The organism is Arthrobacter sp. Z1-15 (assembly GCF_054792395.1).
The window spans coordinates 544039-562471 of record NZ_CP096454.1 but is presented as its reverse complement, the minus strand read 5'-3'; the positions used below and the strand labels follow the sequence as shown (position 1 = coordinate 562471).

The 18433-nt window shown below is 65.0% G+C and carries 13 protein-coding genes and 1 pseudogene; 5 read left to right on the top strand and 9 right to left on the bottom strand.

All coding sequences use genetic code 11. From position 1 onward, the window contains the following. The first annotated feature begins 109 nt into the window (after window positions 1–109). The 3 genes from M1D40_RS02675 to M1D40_RS02665 all read left to right on the top strand — a co-directional run bounded on the left by M1D40_RS02675 (window position 110) and on the right by M1D40_RS02665 (window position 3353). A complete protein-coding gene (locus tag M1D40_RS02675; protein ID WP_461170104.1) occupies window positions 110–1366 on the top strand; it encodes a type III polyketide synthase in 1257 nt (418 codons plus the stop codon). Between the two features lie 131 nt (window positions 1367–1497). After that, window positions 1498–2160 (top strand): class I SAM-dependent methyltransferase, encoded by a 663-nt coding sequence (locus tag M1D40_RS02670; protein ID WP_461170986.1) that lies wholly within the window; start codon window positions 1498–1500, stop codon window positions 2158–2160. Next, window positions 2115–3353 (top strand): FAD-dependent oxidoreductase, encoded by a 1239-nt coding sequence (locus M1D40_RS02665; RefSeq protein WP_461170103.1) that lies wholly within the window; start codon window positions 2115–2117, stop codon window positions 3351–3353. The genes M1D40_RS02670 and M1D40_RS02665 overlap by 46 nt, the downstream gene beginning before the upstream one ends. Before the next feature lie 206 nt (window positions 3354–3559). Here the strand turns inward: M1D40_RS02665 and M1D40_RS02660 are convergent, their stop codons facing one another. The 4 genes and pseudogenes from M1D40_RS02660 to istB all read right to left on the bottom strand — a co-directional run bounded on the left by M1D40_RS02660 (window position 3560) and on the right by istB (window position 7397). Continuing rightward, window positions 3560–5266, bottom strand: coding sequence for an MDR family MFS transporter (locus M1D40_RS02660; RefSeq protein WP_461170985.1), 1707 nt, complete (start codon window positions 5264–5266; stop codon window positions 3560–3562). A gap of 129 nt (window positions 5267–5395) precedes the next feature. Continuing rightward, window positions 5396–5902, bottom strand: a complete 507-nt coding sequence (locus tag M1D40_RS02655) for a MarR family winged helix-turn-helix transcriptional regulator (RefSeq protein ID WP_341395644.1) — start codon at window positions 5900–5902, stop codon at window positions 5396–5398. 68 nt (window positions 5903–5970) lie between these two features. After that, window positions 5971–6180, bottom strand: coding sequence for a hypothetical protein (locus M1D40_RS02650; RefSeq protein WP_461170102.1), 210 nt, complete (start codon window positions 6178–6180; stop codon window positions 5971–5973). A gap of 400 nt (window positions 6181–6580) precedes the next feature. Beyond that, window positions 6581–7397 (bottom strand): annotated as a pseudogene (istB, locus tag M1D40_RS02645) (IS21-like element helper ATPase IstB). 1823 nt (window positions 7398–9220) lie between these two features. On the opposite strand from istB, the gene M1D40_RS02640 reads away from it, so the two are divergent. Beyond that, window positions 9221–9865 carry a hypothetical protein gene (locus M1D40_RS02640; protein WP_461170101.1) on the top strand — a complete coding sequence of 215 codons (645 nt, stop codon included), beginning with the start codon at window positions 9221–9223 and terminating at the stop codon, window positions 9863–9865. Between the two features lie 15 nt (window positions 9866–9880). Here the strand turns inward: M1D40_RS02640 and M1D40_RS02635 are convergent, their stop codons facing one another. Both M1D40_RS02635 and speB read right to left on the bottom strand, forming a co-directional pair. After that, on the bottom strand, window positions 9881–11545 hold the full coding sequence (locus M1D40_RS02635) for a thiamine pyrophosphate-binding protein (protein WP_461170984.1): 1665 nt from the start codon (window positions 11543–11545) through the stop codon (window positions 9881–9883). 83 nt (window positions 11546–11628) lie between these two features. After that, window positions 11629–12597 (bottom strand): agmatinase, encoded by a 969-nt coding sequence (speB, locus tag M1D40_RS02630; protein WP_461170100.1) that lies wholly within the window; start codon window positions 12595–12597, stop codon window positions 11629–11631. 162 nt (window positions 12598–12759) lie between these two features. Between speB and M1D40_RS02625 the strand changes: the two genes are divergently transcribed. Next, window positions 12760–14445 (top strand): FAD-dependent monooxygenase, encoded by a 1686-nt coding sequence (locus M1D40_RS02625; RefSeq protein ID WP_461170099.1) that lies wholly within the window; start codon window positions 12760–12762, stop codon window positions 14443–14445. A 72-nt stretch (window positions 14446–14517) separates the two neighbouring features. Here M1D40_RS02625 and M1D40_RS02620 read toward each other — a convergent pair whose 3' ends face one another. From M1D40_RS02620 to M1D40_RS02610, 3 genes are all read right to left on the bottom strand, one after another. Further along, window positions 14518–15093: a helix-turn-helix domain-containing protein gene (locus tag M1D40_RS02620; protein WP_341395649.1), complete on the bottom strand. Its 576-nt coding sequence runs from the start codon at window positions 15091–15093 to the stop codon at window positions 14518–14520. Next, a complete protein-coding gene (locus M1D40_RS02615) occupies window positions 15090–16271 on the bottom strand; it encodes an AI-2E family transporter (RefSeq protein ID WP_461170098.1) in 1182 nt (393 codons plus the stop codon). The genes M1D40_RS02620 and M1D40_RS02615 overlap by 4 nt, the downstream gene beginning before the upstream one ends. 70 nt (window positions 16272–16341) lie before the next feature. Continuing rightward, entirely contained in the window at window positions 16342–18201 is a 1860-nt protein-coding gene (locus M1D40_RS02610) for a long-chain-fatty-acid--CoA ligase (RefSeq protein ID WP_461170097.1), read from the bottom strand. Between the last annotated feature and the right edge of the window lie 232 nt (window positions 18202–18433).

Here is an 18433-nt window from a genome sequence, read left to right as displayed (position 1 = left end):
TTTTCGGGGCCGGGGTCTGCGCACGCAGTCGGCTGCTGCCTGCGCCGGCGGGTAGTTCACCGCCGGCCCCGGCATTGTGTCCTACAGAACATTCCCCTAAGAATGGACTATGACGGTTACTCTCAGATCTCTGGAAATTGCTGTTCCCCCCACTGTGCTGGTCCAAACCGAAGCACGTGATGTGTTCGCCGCCCAGCCCGGCCTTACCAGGCTGGGCCAAAGGCTCGTGGCCACGTGTTTCAATTCCGCTGCCATCGACACCCGGCGCACCGCCCTTTCCGAACTTTCTCTGTCCTACCGGTCCGACAATCCCGTTTTCTTTGATTCGGCATCCGGCAACATGCTCAGTCCCAGCACGAAAACCCGAAACGATATTTTTGCCACCGAAGCCACAAAACTCTTCATTGAATCAGCCCAGAAAGCGGTTGACGCGTGCGAGGGCATTGGCCCCGAAGACGTCACCCACGTTATTACCGTCTCCTGCACCGGGTTCTTTAACCCCGGTCCGGATTACAAAGTAGTCAGGGCTCTGGGCCTCAACGCCTCGGTGCAGCGGTTCCATCTGGGCTTCATGGGTTGCTACGCGGCTTTTCCGGCGATGCGGGCAGCCAAGTCCTTCTGCGATGCCGATCCTGAAGCAGTAGTTCTCGTGGTCAGCGCCGAACTGTGTTCCCTGCACGTCCGCACCTCCAATGATCCGGACACCATTATGGGCTCGTCGCTCTTCGCCGACGGCGCCGCCGCCGCCGTCATTACCGCCCGCGACCTGCCCGGCAACGCCCCCGGCATCCAGCTGGACCACTTCGAAACCGTGCTGACCCCGGTGGGCGAGGAATCCATGGCCTGGAACATCGGGGACGAGGGTTTCGAAATGGTGCTGGGGACGTACGTTCCGCACATCATCGACGACCACATTGTCGGGGCCCTCGAGCCGCTGCTCGCCCGTGATCCCTCCGTTGCCGGGTTGCCGTACCGCGACATCGAGCACTGGGCGATCCACCCCGGCGGACGCAGCATCCTGGACAAGGTCGAAGCCAAGCTTGACCTGAGCGAGGAACAGCTGGTTCCTGCCCGTGAAACCCTGCGCAACTGGGGCAACATGTCCAGTGCGACCGTGCTGTTTGTGCTCAAGCACATCCTGGACCAGCCCTTCCGCGGCGGCAACGAGCGCATTTGCTCCATGGCCTTCGGTCCGGGCCTGACCGTGGAAACCGGCCTCTTCACCCGCGTCGGCGGGCCGGTGAACGCGAGCGCCGGCGATCAGGCCGGTGCGCAGGCCGAAGTGCAGGGGGAGGAACGAACAACGGCCCACGGAACGGCACAGGCACCGGAAACGGCAGCGGTGCCGGCACCGGCGGGCGTGTGAGCGGCAAACCCTTCCCGGCGCCCCACAGCTCCGCGGCGCGCGGCTCCCTGGCGCAAGGTCCCCTTGCCCGGAGGCTGACACCGCCGCAGCTTCGGTCCCTGGCGGAACGGGATCCTGCGGCCGTGGAGGAGATGGACCGGCCGGACTGTGATCCGGAGAAGCTCCGGCGAACCTATGCCCAGTTCTGGCTCATCAATTCGGTGGTGTCCGGCTGGAGGCGCAACTACGCCCGTTACCTGCGTCCGCAGTTCGACTCGGGCCGCACCAACACGCTGCTGGACATCGGCTCCGGCGGCGGTGATGTGCCGCGCATGCTGGCCCGGTGGGCACGCCGCGACGGTCTGCGCCTGGAAATTACCGGGATCGATCCCGATCCGCGCGCGCACGCCTTCGCTTCATCGCGTCCGGCGCTGCCCGGGCTGAGTTTCCGCCGGGCGTTCAGTTCGGAGCTGGTCGCTGAAGGCCGGACGTACGACGTCGTCATCTCCAACCACGTCCTGCACCACCTCACCGACGAGGAGTTCTCCGTGCTGCTCGCAGATTCGGAGGTACTGGGCCGGCGCTTGAGCCTGCACGGCGACATTGAGCGCAGCCGCTGGGGTTATGCCCTTTTCTCCGCCGGAACCCTGCCGTTTTTTCCCGGGAGTTTTATCCGGCAGGACGGGCTCACCTCCATCCGCCGCAGTTACACCGCGGCGGAACTGGCAGCCGCTGCCCCGCCCGGCTGGCGCTGCCTGCAGCAGCATCCGTGGCAGAACCTGCTGATGCGGACAACGCCGGGAGACAACGGATGACCGCGCTGCCGCTGCCTCCCGCCGTCGTGCCCCGGCCCGTCACCGATGTGGCGGTGGTGGGCGGCGGGCCGGTGGGCGTCTTCCTCGCCGTGCTGTTGGCCCAGGCCGGAGTGAGTGTCCAGGTGCTCGAACAGCGGCAGGAACGATCCGCACACTCGCGGGCCATCGGCATCCATCCCCCGGCGCTGGAGGCCCTGGCCGCTGCCGGTGTGGCGAAGGCGATGAGCAGCGAAGGGGTGCAGATCCGCCGCGGCGAGGCCCGCAGCAGCGGCCGGCCGGTGGCAGCAGTGGATTTCTCGGCGGCGTCGGCACGGTTTCCGTATGTCCTGACCCTTCCGCAGCTGCGGACCGAAGCGATCCTGGAAGCCCGGCTGCTGGAACTGGATCCGCACGCCCTGGTGCGCGGAGCGAAGGTGGACGAACTGCACGACGACGGCGGCCGGGTCCTGCTGTCCGGCACGGCCGGCCGGGCCGGCGAGCCGGGGACAGGTACGGCTTTTGAGGCATCCGCCAGGATTACCGTGGCGGCCGACGGCGCGCGCTCCCCGGTGCGCCGTTTGCTGGGCACGCCCTGCCGGACCCGGGAGTTGCCGGACACCTACTTAATGGGCGACTTCCAGGACTCCACCGGCGACGGCCCGGTGGGCGTGCTGTATCTGGAGTCCGGCGGCATTGTGGAGTCCTTTCCGCTGCCCGGCGGTGTCCGGCGCTGGGTCGCGCACACTGACAGCCTGCTGGCCGGGGCCACGGCCGGTGACCTGGCAGCTCTGGTGGCCGAGCGGACCGGGGCCTGCCCGGATCCGGCGTCGAACACCATGCTCAGCGCGTTTTCGGTGCGCACGGGACTGACGCGCCACCTCGTCCGCGGCCGCACCGTTCTCATCGGCGATGCAGCCCATGAGGTCAGTCCCATCGGAGGGCAGGGCATGAACCTCGGCTGGCTGGATGCCGCTGCCCTGGCACCGATCATCGTTGGGTCCCTGCGCGGAGATGATGTGGGTGCGGCACTGGCCGACTTCGGGCGGAGCCGGCGCCGGGCCGCGGTTGTCGCGTCCCTTCAGGCGCAGCTGAATATGGTGCTCGGCCGGCCGCTGTCGCCCCCTCTGCTCGCGGCCCGCAACGCCGGCCTGTCCGCTCTCTTCCGGGTGCCCGCCGCAGGCAATCTGGTGGCCCGCCGGTTCACTATGCAGTAGCCGACGGTTCGAGCCCGCTGAGGCGCCCTGGCTGGTTCATGGTGCGGGGCAATTTAAGGGTGCGGGGCAATTATAAAAGGGGGCTCCGGCCCGGTCCCGCGGCGGGAGCCGGGCGGGAGCCGGGCCGGAGCCCCTTTTTGATCAATCTAGGTGTCTTGATTTAGGTGTCTTGTCAGTTCAGTTTGATTGTCAGTTTGGCTGTCCTGTCAGTTTCCGGTGCTGGAGCTTCCATGCCGGGCACCGGCAGTCGTGCGGTCCCGCACTCCCCCGCCCGGCTGCTCTTCTCCACCGGGCCGCGCGCCGCCGTCGGGCCCGGAGGGAACAGCGGAGGCAGCAGGAACGGTGGACAGGGGACCGGAATTCATCATCTCGGATCCTCCGGTCAGGCCCGGCTCCGCCGGCATCTTGGCGGTCGGCTGGATATCCAGCGTGCGGCGCAGCACCTGTTCCTTGATGAAAAGCACGGCAATCAGCGCAACCACGGAGATGACGGCGGCAATCTGGAAGATCGTTGCCGTGGCGTCACCGTAGGCGGCACGGAAGATGCCCTGAACTGCTCCGGGCAGTCCGGCGATATCCAGCGAATCACCGGCTCCGCCGTCGGTCACCGGAATATTGGCCGCCCGCATGCCGTCGGCCGCCCGGCTGCTGACGGCGCTGGACATAACGGCACCCAGGACGGATACGCCCACGGCACCGCCAACAGTCCGGAAGAACGCAATGGAAGCGCTGGCCGATCCCACTTCGGAGACCTTGACCGTGTTCTGGACAGCCAGGACAAGGTTCTGCATCAACAGGCCCATGCCCAAACCGAGCACGAAGATGTACAGGCTGACCAGGAGCATGTCGGTTTCGTGGTCCATGCTTCCGGCCAGTCCGGTGCCGGCGATCACCATGATGGTGCCGGCGATCAGGAACCGCTTCCATTTGCCGAAACGGCTGATGAGCTGTCCGGATCCCACCGAACCCATCAGGTTTCCCGCGATCATCGGGAGCATCAGCAGCCCGGCCTCAGTTGGGCTGTAGCCGCGGGCAATCTGGAAGTACTGTCCCAGGAAAGTGGTGGAACCGAACATGGCGATACCGACGGCAACCGAAGCCACAATGGACAGTGCGGTGGTGCGTTCGCGGATGATCTTCAGCGGGATGATGGGTTCACGCACCTTGGATTCCACCAGGACCAGCAGTGCGAGGAGCACAACGCTGGTTCCAACCATCGCAGCGGTCTGCCAGGACATCCACTCGTAGTAGCCGGCCTTGCCCGCGAAGGAGACCCAGATCAGCAGCAGGGAGACGCCTGCGGTGAGCAGGATCGAACCCAGCCAGTCGATGCTGACCTTGCGGCGGGTGTGCGGCAGGCGAAGGGTGACCTGCAGCAGGAACAGTGCGACGACGGCCAGCGGCACGCACAGGAAGAAGGTCCAGCGCCAGCCCAGCGGACTGTCCACGATGAAGCCGCCGAGCAGGGGGCCGCCGGCGGTTGCCACGGCCATTACGGCACCCATGTAGCCGGAGTACCGCCCTCGTTCGCGGGGCGGAATAATCGAGCCGATGACGGCCTGCACCAGCGCGGTCAGCCCGCCCATGCCAAGACCCTGGATGACCCGTGCCATCAGCAGGACCGGCATGTTGTCGGCAAACCCGGCCACTACGGAGCCGATCACGAAGATGATGATGCTCAGCTGGACCAGGAGTTTCTTGCTGAACAGGTCAGCGAGCTTGCCCCAGATGGGAGTGGAAACGGCGTTGGCCAACAGCGCCGCGGTCACGACCCAGGCAAAATCGGTCTGCGTTCCGTGCAGGTCGGCCATGATGGTCGGCAGTGCGTTGGCCACGATTGTCGTGCTCAGCATGGCCGTAAACAAGGCGGCCAGCAGGCCGGTCAGTGCCCGCAGGATTTGCCGGTGGCTCATTTCACCGGGGACCTGGGCCTGGCGTGCGGGCTTGCCGTTCCTGCGAACCTTAGGGTCTTTGCCGGACTTGCCGGCGTTCCCGGCGGTCACCGGGTTCTTTGCGGTGGCGGATCTTTGCGGCTCTGTCACTTAGTTTTCTCCTGCCGGGGTGGGCGTTGGATGGGTACCCGGCTTCATTGCGCGGATGGATGTATCGCGGATCGATGTATGCAGGGTGTCGGCCAGCTTGGCCAGGGAATCACTGGCCAGAGCGGCTTCCTCGTTGGTCCAGTCATCCAGCATGTGCTGCAGCAGTTCAGAACGGCGGTGCATATCTTCGGTGACCGCGCGGCTTCCGGCCGGGGTGAGGCTGATCAGATATGCCCTCCCGTCTTCGGGGTGGGGCCGCCGGCACACATACCCCATCTCCACCAGTTCCGAGAGGTGCCGGCTCAGGCCGGCTGCCCCGATGCCAAGCTTCCCCGCCAATTCCGTTGCACGGATTTCCGGTTGTTCTCCGATGAGGCGCAGGACCGCCAGCAACGCAGTGCCGGGACCGCGGGGGTCGGTGCTGCGCTGCGCGACGCAGCGCAGTTGGCGCTGCAGCCGGTACACCTGGGTGATTAATTCTTCAGCAGTCTGCTGGTTTACGGACACGAAACACCTGTCTGGAAGTGCCTTAATTGTTTGCCTTAGGCAACAATAAGCCGGGTTACTTGCCTGAGTCAACCAACTAGGCATAAAAAAATGCGGAAAGGACGGTGGTTTCGCTCACGCGCTGGCATCCGGAATCGAAAGTACGAGCGACGCGCAGGCTGCTCCTCGGCATTGTCCTCATCGGCCTTGTACTCGGCGTGGTCGGAGCCCTTATCGGCATCGGCATTCCCGGCCTGATTGTCAGCATCGCCGGGTGGATAGCCGTCGTCGCCGGGCATAGGCTCCTCCGCCGACCGCTCGTGATCAGCACAACGACGAGCAAAACCAGGACCATACAGACGATCGCGGGTATGCGCAGTGCCCACACTTCATCACTGAGGAAACTGGAGGTGTGTACGAGCCACGGCGTCAACGGCGGCTGGTCGACATACCCCCACACAGGCGGCAGAGCATGCGGAAGTACAGTTCGTCGCGTTGATAACCGTACCTCCACGACAGCAGGGACAGAAGCAGGACGAGCAGGAACACCGGCAGCGCAACGGCCCGGCCGGCTAACGGCTGACGCACGATCAGCATTACTTCACCTGCCTATCCACAATCCTCGATCCTCTTTTTCGCTTCTAAAGTTGTTCCGTCCGCGACGAGCGACAATCGGAGGACTCTTGTTCTGTTACGACGCTACCTACCGGATGCCTGAGCGAGGGTGTGGGCTAGTCGGTAGGAGTTGGCGCCGGTTTCGATGATGGTTCCGTTGAAGTTGAGCCGGCCGACGATCGCGGCGCAGAGACGGAGGTCGGTGAAGGTCTTTGTCCAGCTGGAGAATGACTCGTTGCTGGCGATCGCGATGGAATTTTTCTCCTCGCGCTCGGTGAGGACCTAGAAGAGAAGTTCGGCGCCGCGACGGTCGAGTTCCACATAGCCGAGCTCGTCGATGCGGAGCAGGTCGACCCTCCCATAGCGGGCGATGGTCTTCGCGAGCATCTTTTCGTCAGCGGCTTCAACCAGTTCGTTGACGAGCCTGGTAGCGAGCGTGCACTTCACCTGCTACCCCTTCTCGGCCACCGCTGTCCCCAGCCCGATGAGTAAATGGGACTTGCCGGTTCCTGAGTCTCCGATCAGACACAGAGGTTGGCCTTTGCGGATCCAATCCCCGGTCGCCAGCGTGTGGATGGTCGCGGAGTTGATGTTGGGGTTCGCATCAAAGTCGAAGCTCCCGGCCACTTGTCCCGCGGGAAGTTCGCGGCCTTCACCCGCCGGGTCGAGGAGCGACGGTCCCGGTCGTCGCACTCGGCAAGCAACAGCTCGGCTAGGAAACCCTGATAAGACAATTGTTCTTTTCCCACGACGGCTAGGGCTTCGTTCAGGACTGCGCGCAGATCGTTGGCAGGCGCAGCCGCCGGCACGCTTGGTCCACGGCCGCGACAGCGGCCTGTTCGGTCGGGCCACGTCGACGGCGCAGCGTAGGCGTCACCGTGGTGGGAGCAGTAGGACTCATGAAATGGTTTTCCTTCGACTGGCGAATCGACGTGGCGTCCGATGTGCTAGGGGACGTATCACCTGGGTTTGATTAAGCCCGCTTGGTGAGACTGACAACCCGTCGAACTTGTCCCGCGACGTGAGCACTACGATGAGTCTCAGGGTGACGGTCTGACTTGGACCCACCCAATGATCCGAATGCCCGATCATCGTTGAGGGACTGGCTGCATTCGCTTGCGTACCGGCGCGCTTCGACTGCAACGACGTCTGCCGGCGTCAGCTTGGAACTGCCGGACGTCCTTGGAGTGCTGCGAGGCCATTTGCCGAGCCTGTCCTCTAGCCAGCGGGTAGGACAGACACCGTTGGAACGCATTGGAAATTGGCGACGTTGCCAGTATGGATATCCGGAAACGCGACGTCCGTAGACTCTCCCCCGGCCAAGGTGAACGTGTCCTCGGCGAAGCCGACAGGTTCGTCGCCGGCACCGCGGACGATGGAAAACCTAACTAAGTACGAGTTGGTTGTGGTGCCGGTGTTAGTTAGACGAGCCTTGCCTCGCCATACGTTGTCTTCGTCAGCCCCGCACAGGAATCCGCTTAACCCATCCGGATTTCCAGTCGGCGCCTCCGTGACAGGTGCCGTCACACCTGGTGTCGGTCCAGGCGCCGGATCGACGCAACCAGTTAGGGCGGCAACGATCACGGCGACAGTAGCAGTCCTCATGAATGCCTCGATGCGCATGCTCTCAGGATAGATCGTGGTCAAGCGTCAGCATCACCTCATCCGGGTAAATGTTAACTCATATTCCGCGATCAGCTGTTTGGCGCAAGCATCCAACCCTCCGGGCGCGAACGCCGAAGTTAGGTCCTTCCCCCCAGTTGGCTGGCGCCGGTGCTCATCCGAGGCATAGGCCTTCTTTGAAGAGCAACTATCACAGCCCCTGGAATGCGAGACAGAAGGAGGGGGCACTCCAACTAAGTCTGAGACCCACAGGTTGAGATGGGAGGTTTCTGACCTGGGGGCTGGCATGGGGTTTGTCGCGGTGGGGGATCCCTTGGGAAACTCGAGATCAGCACTAGGTAGGAGTAGCGTCCGTATCTCGCGGGCCCAAAAAAAGGGGGACTGTAGTGGCTGTCTTGGATATGGTATCCCCGCGCAGCTCTTGGGCGCAGAGACTGCACGACCTACTGGCCACGCGACCGCCGGAGAACCTCAAGGGCATGGGAGTGCCTTCCGACTGTGCGGAGAACGAGTTTTGGGCACGGTATTTGAGCTGATCTGCGCAGTGACGCTCACCGAGGTGGAGGTATGGGCTTACACCCGAGCAGTGACGCTTGGTTCGCGTTGGTAGTTCCGCCGCCTCACCGGGCTTGCGGGCCGCAGGGGAGCGGTCTACATATTGACAAGGTCTGCCCGACACTTGCGCATGTGCGTCGGTATCGAAGTAAGGTGATTTCGAGAATTCGGGAACTCATGACATTTCAGGCCACTGTGGTGCAGGTACTGATCGCTTCACCCTCCGACACTTCCGAACATAGGGACGCCATCGAGGGGTGTCTGAACAGGTGGAATATCAGTCGAGCGGTTGGTAGCTCAGTCATGCTTTTGCCGCGGTGCTACGAGACCAGTGCCGTTCCACGGATGGGCACTGATGGTCAGTCCGTCATTAATAACCAGCTAGTCAAAGAGGCGGAGTTGTTATTGCAGTGTTTGCTAACAAGCTTGGCAGTGCCACGCCCCGGGCCCTTTCTGCGGCGTTGCCTGGCTTCTGGTGAATCACCGTCAGCGGTCAGCGGACGCCTCCCGTCCCGGCTCCTGGCGCCCCGGCGACGACGAGACCCCATGAGCACCCGCTCCGACGCACAGCTTTCCGTCGAGCTGTCCCGGCTCGCTGCAGGTTACGGCGCCGTTTTGCCCGACACTCCCTCTCACGCCATTCCCTCAGCCGACGCTCCCCCAGCGGACGCTCCCCCAGCCACGGAGCAGTTGCTCGCCGCCGTCGCGGCCTGCCACGACCTCGTACGGATTTCCACCGACCTGCAGGGGCAGGCCGTGCGGGCTGCCCATGATGCCGGCGTGAGCTGGCCGAAAATAGGCAAAACTCTGGGCACCTCTGGGCAGGCTGTCCAGCAGCGTTTCGATCCGCACTATCTTCCGGTCAGTGCATCTGATGGTGTTTCCGGGGGCGTTTCCGGAGGCGTATCCGGCCAAGCCCGCCACGGAGCCACCCGGATCCTCGGTCCGGTCAGCCGCAGCGAGGGAATGCACCACCTGGCCGCGGCAGGCTTGCAGGGTTCGCGGCTCATCCGTGCCCTGCACGGTGAACACGTGCTCGAACGGGACGACCGCCCCTGGGAGATCAAACGGGTCTCGGTACTCTCCGCCCGGCCGATGCCGTCGGCCAGCGACGGCTGGCAGGCGGCAGCCACCCGCTTCCCGGATTGCTTCTACATCCGCCCGCTGCAGCCGGAAGGTCCCGAAGCCTGACCCCCGGGCGTCGGGTCAGGCCGCCAGGTGAGTCGGGGCGAACAGGCCAATTGTTGCTTCCACCACCACCACGTTCGGGCCCTCGGCGGCCAGCGATTCCTCCAGCGCCTTCCGGACACCGTCCGGCGCAGTTCGCCGCGCAGGGACGCCAAAGGACTCGGCCAGCTTCACGAAGTCAGGGCCGGCAAGTTCCGTGGCGGTGGCCTTGCCGAAGGCTTCGACCATGTATTCACGCAGGATCCCGTAGCCGCCGTCGTCGACGATCAGCCAGGTGACCGGCAGGTTATGCTGCCGGGCGGTGGCCAGTTCGGCAATCGAATACATGGCTGACCCGTCCCCGGAGACGGCCAGCACTCGCTCGCCCAGCCCGACGGCGCCGCCGATGGCCCCGGGATAGCCGTAGCCCAGCCCGCCGGCGCCCTGGGCGGAGTGGAACTGTCCGGACTTCGCGTCCCAGCAGCTCCAGGCCCAGTAGGCGGCGATGGTCATATCCCAGTACGTCTGCATGCCGGCGGGGACGGCAGCGCGGATGTCGGCCATGAACGCCCGCTCCATCCCCAGGTCCTGGCTGTCCAGCCGGGCGGAGACCTTCGCCAGAGTGGCGGCCACGACCTGTTCCGGGCTCTTGCCGTGCCAGTCCGGCGCGCTGCCGGGCGAAGAACCAAGAGCCTGTCCCAGGGCACGGTCCAGTGCCCCGAGCGCCTGCCCGGCGTCGGCCCGGATGCCCAGCGCCGGCTGGTTGGATTCCAGCACCCGCGGTTCGGCGTCGATCTGGATGATCCTGCCGCGGGGCTTCAGAGTGAAGTAGTTGGAGGTCACCTCACCCAGCGAAGATCCGATGACGAGCAGCACATCGGCGTCCTCAAGGACCTCGGTGGTGTAGCGGTCCTCGATCCACGACTGCAGGGACAGTTCATGGGTCCAGGGGAAGGCGCCGTTGCCGCCGGGGGTGCAGATCACCGGCGCGCGCAGTTTTTCGGCCAGTGCCAGCAGATCCTCCTCCGCGCCGCCGCGGCGGGTTCCGCCGCCGGCGATGATTGCCGGACGTTCCGCCGCGGCGAGCCAGCGCACGGCTTCCTTGACCAGTTCGGTGCGGGGCGGGTTATCAAACGGTTCGGCCAGGGCATCTTCCACCGCCGGCACCAGAACCGGGTTCAGCAGGACATTTTGCGGCACTTCCAGCCACACCGGTCCCATCGGTGAAGAAATGGCTTCCGTCCACGCATCCTGGATGGCCGAGGGAATGCCGGACGCGTGCTGGATCAACCGCTGGCTTTTGGTGACGTTCGCCGCCGAGGCCTTCTGGTCATCCAGCTGGTGCAGCATTCCGCGACGGCGTGCCCCCAGCCCTTCGATGGGGATCTGGCTGGCCACCACCACCATCGGCACTCCCGTGGCGTAGGCCTCCTGCAGTCCGGACAGCGCGGTCAGTGCGCCGGGACCGGTGGAGAGAAACAGCACCCCCACCTGGCCCGTGGCACGGGAGAAGCCGTCAGCGGCAAAAGCAGAATTGTTTTCCACCCGGGAGGAGACGAACCGCAGATCGGAGCGGGACAGCGCATCAAAGAGCCCCAGGGCATGCTGTCCGGGGATTCCGAACACGGTGGTGGCGCCGAGCGCTGTAAGCGTTTCGATCACCAGGTCCCCGCCGTTGCGCACCTCGGCCCCGGCCTCCGGCATAACCGCGGTGGCTGTTTCCTCGTCGCGGATATTGGGCAGGGACGTGGCGCCGCCGGGCACTGTTTCGGGCCGTCCTGCCGCGCTCATTCCGGCAGTCCCATCAGGGTGATCAGGTCGTAGGCAACATGGGAGGCAGCCACCGCGGTAATATCGGCGTGGTCGTACGCCGGCGCCACCTCGACGACGTCGGCCCCCACCAGGTTCAATCCGCGCATCCCGCGCAGGATCTCCAGCAGTTCGCGGCTGGTCAGCCCGCCGGCTTCCGGAGTGCCGGTGCCCGGTGCATGGGCCGGGTCCAGAACGTCAATGTCCACTGAGATGTACAGCGGCCGGTTTCCGATCCGGTCCCGAAGCTTCGCCACCACCTCATCCACGCCCTGCCGGAAGACGTCCGCGGAGGTGACGATGCCGAAGCCGAAGCGCCGGTCGTCCTCCAGATCGCGCTTACCGTACAACGGGCCGCGGGTGCCGACGTGGGAGATGGCCTCGGTATCCAGGATGCCTTCCTCCACCGCCCGGCGGAACGGAGTGCCGTGGGTGTATTCGGCTCCGAAATAGCTGTCCCAGGTGTCCAAATGCGCGTCAAAGTGCAGCAGTGCCACGGGAGAGCCGGCACGCTCGGAAGCGGCCCGCAGCAGCGGCAGGGCAATGGTGTGGTCACCGCCCAGGGTCAGCAGCTTGGTGCCGTTCTCGGTCAGGTCCATGGCATTGGCCTGAATGGTCTCGATGGCCTCGTCGATGTTGAAGGGATTCACGGCCATGTCACCGGCATCCGCCACCTGCAGGTTCTCAAAGGGCGAAGTATCCAGCGCCGGGTTATAGGGGCGGAGCAGCCGGGAGGCTTCCCGAACATGGTTGGCGCCAAAGCGGGCGCCGGGCCGGAAAGAAACCCCGGTGTCAAAGGGAACTCCCGCCACTGCCACATCCGCATACTGCACCTGGTCCAGGCGCGGCAGGCGTGCGAACGTAGCGGGCCCGGCATAGCGCGGCACCAGTGACGCGTCGATGGGTCCAAGGTTTCCGTTGACAGTGATCCGCGGGGGATTCCGCATATGAGTCTTCTCCAGGTTGGCGGTTCCGCCGCTGCGGGACAACCTGCGGGAGCGGCTAAACGGCCTAATTACCGGGCCGGGAGCAGGTTGCCTCATAGGCATTAAGTGTTTCCCCTGAGGCTAAAGTGGAACCGGGGCTCAGGTCAAGACTAGGCTGTGACTATGGCGGCTCATCAGCACAGTGCGGACAATAACTACGACGTCGACGTCCTGATCGTGGGCGCGGGCCCAACAGGACTGGCCCTTGCGGCCCAATTAAGCAGTTTCGGCACGAGTTTCCGCATTATCGACCGCCAGCTCAACCGCAACGAGCACTCCCGGGCGCTTGCCCTGCAGCCCCGCACTCTCGAAGCCCTCCGGCCGTTCGGCGTCAGCGCCGGCCTCGCCGCCGCGGGCCATCCGGCGCGCGGCCTGCATCTGCACCTGCCCGAGCAGACCATTCCCGTGGACCTGTCCGACGCCGGGATCGAAGACTCCGAATACCAGCACCTGCTCTTCCTCTCCCAGGCCGAGACCGAGCGCGCCCTGGTTTCCTACTTGAGCTCCCGGGGTATCCGCGTGGAACGCGGCGCCGAACTGCAGGATCTGGAACGGCTGGACCCCGAGGATCCGTTCGCCGGCATGGAAGCCAAGATCCAGCGCCTGGACCGGGGGATCGAGCGCGTCCGTGCCCGCTACGTTGTTGGTGCCGACGGCGCCCACAGCACGGTGCGATCCAAGGTGGGTATGGATTGGCGCGGCAGCGGCTACCCCGGAACCTTCGTCCTGGCCGATCTTGAAGCCGACGGCGCGGAGCCCGGCATCGTCCACTCCTACCTCAACGACGACGGCTTCATGATGCTCTTCCCGCTGGGCAGCCCGGCCACCTGGCGCCTGGTCGGCATGAAAGAGCACGGTGACAGCTCCGAAGCGACTCTGGCAACGCTTCAGGCGATGGCGGACAAGTTCACCGGAGGCGACCTCACGCTGAAGGATCCGCAGTGGGTCAGCACCTTCAACCTCTCCCACCAGATTGCCGAGTACTACCAGTCCGGATCGGTTTTCCTCGCCGGCGATGCCGCGCATGTCCACTCCCCCGTGGCGGCGCAGGGCATGAACACCGGCATCCAGGATGCACTGAACCTGGGCTGGAAACTATCGCTGGGTGCACGCGGCCTGGCCTCGGACGAACTGGTGGACAGTTACGACGCCGAACGGCGCCCGGTGGGGCAGGGCATCCTGCACTTCACCGACCGCGTCTTCCGGCTGGCCTCCAGCCGCAGCGGGCTGCTGAAACTCCCCCGCACCAAACTTCTGCCTGCCCTCGCGCCCAAGGCTTCCGGGTCAAAAGCCCTGCGCTCCCGTCTCTTCCGGACGGTCTCCCAGCTCGACACCCAGTACCGCGGCAGCGACATGGTGGACACGGCCGGTTCCCGGCTGCCGGCATTCCTGACCGCCGGCCCGAAAGCAGGAGACCGCCTGCCCGATGCCGTGGTTTTGGATCACGGCCGAGAAGTGCGGCTCCACGAGATCCTGGCGACTCCGGGATTCCACATCCTCCTGTGCGGCCGAGGGTGGCCGGCTGACACGCAGCTTCGGCTGCATGACGCCCTGGGACGCCTGTCCCCGTGGCTAAGCGTCCAGCGCCTGAATGTAGGCAGCCGGCTGGCAGCAGCCAGCCCCAATGAAATCCAGGACATCAGCGGGTTGGCCTTCGAACGTCTGGGTTTGAGCGTTCGCCGCCCCGAGCTGCTGGTGGTGCGCCCGGACGGGCACATTGGGTTCCGTTCCCCGGGCACCGACATCAGCGGCGCCGTGGACTACCTCAACCGGATCACGACCCCGTCGCAGGCGTACCAGCCGGCATAAGCTGTTTTCTGCCTGGCAGGACTGACGTCTCTGGCAGGGGCTGGAGTGCCGCCCGGCATAAGCCGTTAGCAGCTAGCTGGCTGCCGGGCTGACCAGCGTCCACAGGACCACCGCTTCAGCATCAGTGGGATTGTGCCATGAGTGCGGTTCCTGGCCGGGGAAAGTGACGGTGTCGCCTTCGGCCAGCTCCATCGATTCGCCGGCGAAGACCAGGACAAAGCGGCCGCGCGCCACGTGCAGGACCTCAACGTCGCAGTCCACCGAATAGAGCTCGGTTTCCCCCGAGCCGCCGGGGGCAATCACGGCACGGATGACCTGCACCCGGCGCTCAGTCCGCGGCGTCACCAGCCTTTCGGTGATTCCCGTTCCGCCCAGGTTCACCGAGGGCGCATCCATCCACCGGGTCAGTTCGGTGGCCGGCGCCGTGAAGAGATCCCCGATGGAAATGGACAGCACCTGGCACAGGGTAAGCAGGGAGGCCACCGACGGGGAGGTCAGGTCCCTCTCGACCCGGCTTAGGAAACCCTTGGTGAGGCCGGTGGCCGCAGCCACCTGTTCAATCGTCATCCGGCGTGCCTGCCGCGCGAGACGGATCCTCGGGCCGATGGCCATCGGCGCGTTGGAGGGCTCTACGGGCAGGGCCTTCATGACGTGGCTTGGCTGGCGGGACCGGAAGCTGCATCCGTGCTCGCCGATTCGGAATCTTCGGGCTCCGGAAGTTCGGCCACTTCGTCCGGGTCGCCGTCGTCCTCCCCGATCCAGACCTTGATGACCGCCCAGGAGACCGCAGCGATCGGCACCGACAGGATGGCTCCGATGATGCCGGCCAGGATGGTTCCGGCGGTCAGGGCCAGCAGGATCACCAGGGCGTGGATGCTCAACGTGCGGCCCATGACGACCGGCTGGAGGAAGTTTCCTTCCAACTGGTTCACGGCGATGATCACGATCACCACGATGAGGGCGACGATCGGGCCGTTGGCGACCAGCGCGATCAGGGCCGCGAGGATCCCGGCCGCCGTGGCACCCACCAGCGGGATGAACGAGCCGACAAAGACGATCACGGACAGCGGCAGCGCCAGCGGCACCTGCAGAATGAACAGTGCAGCGCCGATGCAGATCGAATCCACCGCAGCCACAATTGCTGTTCCGCGAACGTAGCCGCCAAGTACCTCCATGGCACGGGCACCGGACAGCCGGGCCTTTTCCCGCTTCTCTCCATGGAACCAGCGCAGGAAGAACGCCCAGATTTTGTCGCCGTCCTTGAGGAAGTAGAAGAGCACCACGGCCATCAGCACGAAGCCGGTGACGAAGTTTGTTGCCGCTCCGATTCCGGCCAGCGCACCGCTGCCCGCTGTCGAGCTGGTGGCGAAGTCGATGGCGGCATCCCGGGCGTTCTCGATGGTGCCGCTGTCGAGCGGAATGGGGCTGTCCTGGAGCAGCCGGTACAGCTCGTTGAAGCCCTCCACCGCCTGATCCACCAGAGAGCTCCACTCGCTTCGGATGGCAAACACGATGCCGGTAATGAGGCCGCCGAAGGCAGCCAGCAGAAGCAGGAAGGAGACACCGGTGGCCAGCGCGCTGGGCCACCCCTTGCGGCGGAGCCAATTCACGAACGGGGAAATGGCTGCTGCCAGGATCAGCGCCAGCAGCACCGGAATGACCACCAGGGTGATCTGCCGCAGGCCGTAGATGGTGACGCCGGCCAGGAGCAGGACCAGGAGGATCTGTGCTGACCGCTGGCCCGCGTGCCCCAGGGCTCCGCTCCAATACCGCTGAGGGGACTCCGCGGCCTGCCTGCGCTGATCGGGGGACGGTGTTCTGGGCATGGCCTGGTCTTCCTGTTGGCGGAACCGGTCTGGAATTGCTGGCGGAACGTACTAAATTCTAAATTGCGGTTTAGGGCTTGTTCTCGGATACGGGCGCACCGTCGTCGCGCTTTTGGGCGTCGGCGTCGGGCGCAATGAGCTGGTCACGGACGTGCCGGCGCATCACCTTTCCGATCAGGGAACGCGGCAGGTCCGGAATCTGCACGATCCTGCGCGGCACCTTATAGGCTGCCAGTTCGTTGCGGACGTACGTTCGGACGGCTTCCGCGTCGAAGTGTGCATCCTGTTTCAGCACCACCGCCGCCACGACGTCTTCCCCGCCGCCCGCCTTGCCGATGCCGACGACGGCGGCGTCGGCAATGCTCTCGTGGCGCTTGAGCGCTTCCTCCACTTCCGAGGGAGAAACGTTGAACCCGCCGGTGATAATCAGCTCCTTGATCCGGTCCTGGATCGTGACGAAGTGATCCTCGTCCACGGAGACGATGTCGCCGGTGCGGAACCATCCGCCGTCGAGCAGTGCCGCCTGCGTTTCCGCGGGCTTGTTCCAATAGCCCTGGAAAACCTGCGGGCCGCGGATCAGCAGCTCGCCCTGCTCCCCGTGGGGACGGTCCGTCTGCGGATTCTCCGGATCCACCACGCGGATATCAGTCAGCGGGAACGGAACCCCGACGGTTCCGGGCTTGCGGGTGGGTCCCATGGGATTGCCGATGGCCACCGGTGAGGTTTCCGTCAGCCCGTAGCCCTCAATCAGGTAGCCGCCGGTGGCGTCCTCCCAGGCGGAGACGGTGGCAACCGGGAGGTTCATTGCCCCGGAGATGGCAAAGCGCACTCCCTTCAGGGAGACACCCTGTTCATTGGCCACGCTGACAATGCGGTCATAAATCGGCGGAACGGCCGGCAGGAACGTCGGCGGGGTCTTCTTGACGGCCTTGACCACGAGGTCCGGGTCAAACTTGGGGAACAGCACCAGCCGTGCTCCGAGGCTCATCGCGAAGGTCAGGCAGAGCGTGAGCCCGTAAGCGTGGAACATCGGCAGCACCGCATAGAAGGTTTCCTTGCCCGGCCGAAGTCCGGGAACCCACGCCCGGCCCTGCGCGGCGTTGGCCATCAGGTTCGCGTGGGTGAGCATGGCCCCCTTGGGCACGCCCGTGGTTCCGCTGGTGTACTGGATGACGGCCAGGTCGGAAGCGGCGGGCCGGGGGTGCCTGCGCCGCAGCGGCCGGTGGTCCAGCAGCTTCTTCCAGGGAAGCACCAGCCGTGCTCCGCTGCGGGGAGCCTTGGATACGGTGAGGGCGCTGCGTGCTTTCCGGGCGGCCGGCACCGGAAGCTTCAGGGCCAGCCGGTTACCCAGCGGCATGCTGTCGACCAAGTTGACGGAGATGATGCTGCGCAGCGGAATATCGGCCGGCATTGCCTGCACCCGGTCCACTGCTTTATCCCACACCACGGCTACGGTGGCGCCGTGATCCTCAAACTGGTGGCGCAGCTCCCGGTCCGTGTACAGCGGATTGTGTTCCACCACAATGGCGCCCAGACGCAGCGCCGCGTAGAACGCCACAATGTGCTGCGGGCAGTTTGGCAGGACCAGGGCAACCCGGTCGCCTTTTTTCACGCCGAGCTTCCTCAGCCCGGTGGCGGCGCGGCGGATCTGCTCGCCGAGGTTCTGGTAACTGGTGACGGATCCGAAGAACTGCAGTGCCGGCTTTGATCCGAATTTCCGGATTGACTCTTCCACCATGTCCACCAGGGACCCTTCGGGAAGGTGCAGATCGGCAGGAACACCCTCGCCGTAGTGACGGGTCCAGGGACGTGTCTGCTCGGTCAGGTCTGAGGAGGCTTGAGTACTCACGTCCTCGACTTTAGCCGTTGGCCGGGGCGGCTTCCGCCGCGCACTGCCGGTTCCGGTGCCAAAGCTGCCTTCTGGCCGCATGTTGCCTTCCTCGGGTTTCACCTTGATCTCCGCTACACTGTTAGCTCGAAGGGGAGTAGCTCCGGCCCTCCCGCAGAATTAATCTTAGTGAACGCCAGCGGCGCGCACGGTTTCCTGCGGTGACGGCCGAGGTCTGTCGACATACTGGCCGCCACCGTGCGGCCCGGCATCCCACCCAGTGTGCACTGCGCACGGGCGAGCGAGACCTTCGGTCAGTTTCGCCATCAGCTGA